The sequence below is a fragment of the Nostoc sp. ChiQUE02 genome, from assembly GCF_034531305.2.
GTDB lineage: Bacteria > Cyanobacteriota > Cyanobacteriia > Cyanobacteriales > Nostocaceae > Nostoc.
The window spans coordinates 1-5,202 of the sequence record NZ_JAVRBN020000109.1 but is presented as its reverse complement, the minus strand read 5'-3'; the positions used below and the strand labels follow the sequence as shown (position 1 = coordinate 5,202).

The window sequence follows — 5,202 nt, the reverse complement described above, 5'->3', positions numbered from 1 at the left end:
GTTACCCGCAGCCACACTTCAAATAGCTTATCAAAAATCTGTCTCACCCTGCAAAGTTGGCTTGCCAGACTACTAGTATACGCATCATTATAAATTTGAACTAGATCCTGCCCCCAAAGTAAAATCATTGGATACCGTGACCCCAGCAGAGTACGTATCGTTGCTCTCAAGCTTTGTGGCCATGTTTCTACACTGCCAACAGATGTACTTGCCCAATCCAAATTACGTATACGCTCCCTCATTTCACCAGAGCCAGAAAACATATTTAAGCGCTTATCGCTAACAGCGCTGTTAATTGTTGCACTCTCTTGTGAATTACCTTGCCTTTTAGGGTTTGAGCTTGATACCTGCTGTTGAAGTAGTCGCAGGGCTTGGCGAACGACCTCGCTTGCTGATTTATACTTTCCTGAGTTGACTAGCGAGCTAATAAATTCATTGAAATCAGGAGTTAGTGATACGTTTTGCGTTGTGCGTTGACGATCCACGTCACTTTCTCCTAACTGTGGCAAAAATTGACATTTTAATGATATTATGCCACAAATCATCAGTCTGTTAAGAAGTTAAACTTAGTTAATTACCTAATTTATAGTGTCTGGGTAAGTTTTTCTCTAGAGTGGTAAAACTTGCTAGAGTAGATTTTTCATGATTGAAATAGGCGTAAATAGGTAAACCAAAATTTTCAATAATAACGAATTTACTACGTTTAAGTTTTTGCTCTAGCTAGTTTTGCCACTCTAGGTTTTTCTTGATATTCTATATCTTTACGTTGCCACTATTTATCTACAGTTTCTTTGGCAGCCACAAGCATAGGTGCGATCGCTTTCGATAGAGTTGGCTTCAGCTTTTCGCCTATGCTCCCATCAGCAGCTTATAGTTGAAAACTTTGAATTATTTTGGTTAAGTCAAGTTTGTCTGCCATTGCGATTGTCACTGTAGCCATAAGTTGAGCAAATTAGGTTCTTGTCAGATTGAGTTTTTTAAATACTCTAGTGTATTCTCGTTTTGCTTTATCAGGAGTGCTATCCGCAAGCGATTAAACTTATAATCGTTTGCACAAGCATCTCTGGCTCAATTGGTTTAGAAACATGCTTTTGAAATCCAGCTAGTAGAGCCTGATGCCGATCAGTTTCCCCAGCGTATGCAGTAAGGGCAACTGCTGGAATTGGCTTACCTTGTTCCATTGCCCGAATTTGTCGCATGAGCATATAACCATCCATCTCTGGCATTCCAATGTCACTGACCAGTACATCGAGTTTCGACTGGGCTAGGACTTCTAATGCTGCAATCGCCGATGGCACAGAGGTAACGATCGCTCCAGCCAGTTCTAGAACAAAGACGATGAACTCACGAGTGTCTGTGTCATCATCAACGACAAGCACCTGAACATTTGAGAGCGGTAAGTCCTGAAGCGTCGGCAATACAGCAATCGGTTCATCTCTTGTCTCATAATTTTTATTTCTGGGCAATGGCAACTTGACAATAAATGTTGCTCCCTGTCCTTCGCCTGAACTCTCGACTTGAATCGTGCCTCCATGCAGTTCGACAATTTGCCGCGCGATCGCCAATCCCAACCCCAAACCGCCAAATTTGCGGGTCGTTGCCCCGTCTTCTTGCCGGAAATGTTCAAAGATATAAGGCAGAAAGTCAGGATTAATGCCTTTTCCAGTATCGCTTACTTGAATTTGGGCATGATTTTCAGCTATTGTTAATGCAACTGTAATCTGGCCTCCATTCGGCGTGAATTTGACTGCATTTGATAAAAGATTCCACAATACCTGCTGCAACCGCCCTGCATCTGCGTTAATTGTCACAACCTGTTGTGAAAGTTTCATTTGAATTTGCAGTGACTTAGCTTCTGTGGCTAATCGAACGGTTTCTAAGGCAGCTTTTATTACTACACTTAGATCGACGGGCATGACATTTAAACTCAGTTTGCCGCGTAGAATGCGAGAGATATCGAGCAAATCCTCAATTAATTGCACCTGTAGCTTGGCGTTGCGCTCAATGGTTTCCAGTGCATAAGAAGTTTTTGCCACATCCAATCTGCCATTGCGAAGTAAGCTTGTCCAGCCCAAAATTGGGTTAAGGGGCGATCGCAGCTCATGAGACAGTACCGCCAAAAATTCATCTTTAATTTGATTTGCGCGTTCGGCAGTTTCGCGTGCGGCTTGTTCTCGTTGCAGGAGTTGTTCTCGTTCGGCTTCACTGCGCTTGCGATCGGTAATGTCGCGGGTTGTTCCTGCCACTGCTGAAACCGCGCCCTCTACGTCAAAGAGTGGCACGAAAATATACTCATAGGCTCTGGTACCAAAGGCGCTGGTGTATGGCGTTTCATCTTTGAGCGGTTGGCGTGTGGTGATCACCTCCTGAATCTGTCGTTGCAGTCGAGCTGCTAACTCTGTCGGGTAATCCAATTCAAAGAAGTTCTTGCCAACGGATTTAGCTAATGTTTTCTGCCAAAGGTCGAGTAATGGTTGGTTGACATAGGTGAACCGCCCTGACAAATCAAAGGTATAGATAAAATCCGGCACAGAAGACACAACCGCATCAAATTTTCGCAGTTGTTCCTCGATTTCGGCGGAAAGCTGCCGCAAGGATGCTTCGGCAAGTTTGCGATCAGTAATATCAACCAATGCACCAGGAAAAGAAACGGGGTTGCCTGCCGCATCATACTCGGCTCGACCTCGTGCATTGAGCCAGCGCTCCTCACCACTGGCAGTCCGAACGCGATACTCAGAGGCATACTCTTCGCCTGTTTCGATTACCTGGTTGATGGCAGCGACAACAAGGAGGCGATCCTCCTTGTACATGGCATTGATAAAAAACTCAATTGGTAGCCCAGTCGTGGTTGCGTCCACAGGGTCTATGGCAAACAGGTGAGCAAAGGCGGTGTTGACAATGACGCGATCAGTAAGAATGTTCCATCGCCAAGTATAAACGGCTCCAGCCACTAAAGCGGACTCTAATTGCACGTGCGCTTCCCTCAGCTTCATTTCAGCTTGCTGGCGAAGGGTTTCAATGCGTTTTACTTCGGTAATATCTCGTGAGATTGACAACAGTTGTGTGATTTGTCCTGATGCATCTCGAATCGGTGTAACAACGACATCCCACCATTTCGGCGTACCCTTTGCTGTGGGACAATAGCCTTGAAATCGACCAACATCACCGACTTTAGCTGCGGCGATCGCTGCCATTGCGTTCTTCTGGTCTTCTCCTTCCCAGAAACTCAGCCACTGGGCGTTTAATAAGGACGTTGGATCATCCATTTCAAAAAGATGGGTTCCACCTGTATTCATAAACAGGAAACGCCCGTCTAACGTTAGAACTTTGATGCAGTCGTTGCTGCTCTCTAGAATGCGTTGCTTAAGTTCTTCACTTTCTCGCAGAGCAAGGTTTGAGCGATCGCGCTCGAACACGATACTGGCGATATGCGTACCGAACTCGGCTAGTTGGTATTCCCAATCGGTCGGCATCCGTGCTTCGCCAAAGCAAAGCATCAGAGATCCGAGAGGCTGACCGTCCAAACCCAGCACGGGTGTAGAATAGCACCCCAAAATCCCATGTGCTACGCATAAATCTCGCCATTCTTGCGACCAGCGCTCATCTTTGGCAATGTCTGAGCAGGTGACAGGCTGACCGCAATACACGGCTGTGCCGCAGGTGCCGATCGCCAGCTCATTAATGGGTGCGTCTTTGAGTCCTTGTCCAAACGATGGCTCAAAGTCCGGGGTAATAAAGCTCTCAAACGCCGAACGTTGAGCATTGGGCAGCAATATGCAAGCGCGAACACGAGGATTAAGCTTGGACATTGAGGCACACAGAGAAGAAAGGCATTCATCGAGTGGGTGTCCTGATGCAGCCAACTCCAGCAGCTTCTTCTGCTCAACCAGCAACAGTTCCGCCTGTTTGCGTTGGGTAATGTCAATTAGCAATCCATCCCAGACTGCTCCATCATCTGTTTTTACTGCACTCGAATTGCCCTGAATCCACTTAAGTTGCCCGGATGGGGTAATAATTCTGCCTTGCCAGTCCCACGGGAGAAAGTTTTCAACGGCTGCCGTAAGCGATGCTTGAAAGGAAAAGCGATCGTCGGCATGAATCAGGCTCCAAATTGAGCCTGCGTCCTGTAATGCTGCTTCTGGCTCAACTTCAAATAGGTCACGGCAACCTGAATTAACAAAGATAAAGCGCGATACACCATCAGCACAAGGGCTATAGCGATACACCATCCCTGGCATATTTGTAACTAATGTCTGCATCTGCGCTTGGCTTTGGCGTAGTGCCTGTTGCGCCTCAAGAGCTGCTTGACGAAGGCGACTGCTATGTATTGCCGCAGCGGTAAAGTCTGCAAGGCTTGTCAGAATCCGCATATCTTCGCCATCAAACTGCCGCTGTCCGGAGTGTGATGCAATCCAAATTGTGCCTAGTGCTTGCCCCTCTAACAACAGCGGCACCACTAGCTCTTCGACAATGGGAGGGTCGGCTTGCTGTAAGCGGGGAAAATAGCGCTCTGGGTGGTGATACAGTTGCGGACAACCTCGGCTCAAACAGACTCCACAAGGACTGTGTTCCCGATCGGTGATGCCGCCCTCATACGGTTCATAAACCCCTGCTAGGGCAACCCAACGGAATACTTCTTCTCCATTCGGCAAGATTTCTATTAAACTGACCCCGGCTGAGGAGGCTTGACACAAATCAACTGCTGCTGACACCAAATACTTAAGAATTGCTTGCGGAGGGCGGGTTAGCTGTTGCGCTAATGCCCGAAAAATTTGAACTTCGGCTTCCAGGTTGAGCGGTCTGCAAGGGCGCTGATACAGTTCATCGGTTATTAAAACACCAGATTCAGAAAGACTCCCAACAGACGTGTTTTCGCTCATAGGAAACCATTTCTTAAAGTAAAGGGACGTTACCGTAATCGCAGTGACGTGCTTCTAGTTAGAAACGGTGTCATCCACATGGCATTTGAACAGGAGTTAGGAAAATGTCTTTTCACTGGCAGACTGTAACTAAGCACAGGGCAGCAATGGTCAAGAAATTTTTATATTGAGATTTTATCAAATTATCATTCTGACGGCATCTCTCTTATTAGAACTCTTGCATAAATATTTTTTAGTATAATAGGGGATTATTTTTTTCCAGTTGGGGGAAGTTCAAATAGTCACAACTTACTAAATTTCTAGTATTAACTGTTACTGGAGA

2 protein-coding genes are annotated in these 5,202 nt (G+C 46.3%); both read right to left on the bottom strand.

Annotated features, from left to right (window positions below; genetic code table 11):
- Positions 1-485: type II toxin-antitoxin system ParD family antitoxin (locus RM347_RS35490; RefSeq protein WP_428850677.1), on the bottom strand; the 485-nt coding region annotated here is incomplete at its 3' end.
- A 534-nt stretch (positions 486-1,019) separates the two neighbouring features.
- Entirely contained in the window at positions 1,020-4,880 is a 3,861-nt protein-coding gene (locus tag RM347_RS35485) for a PAS domain-containing protein (RefSeq protein WP_322720546.1), read from the bottom strand.
- Between the last annotated feature and the right edge of the window lie 322 nt (positions 4,881-5,202).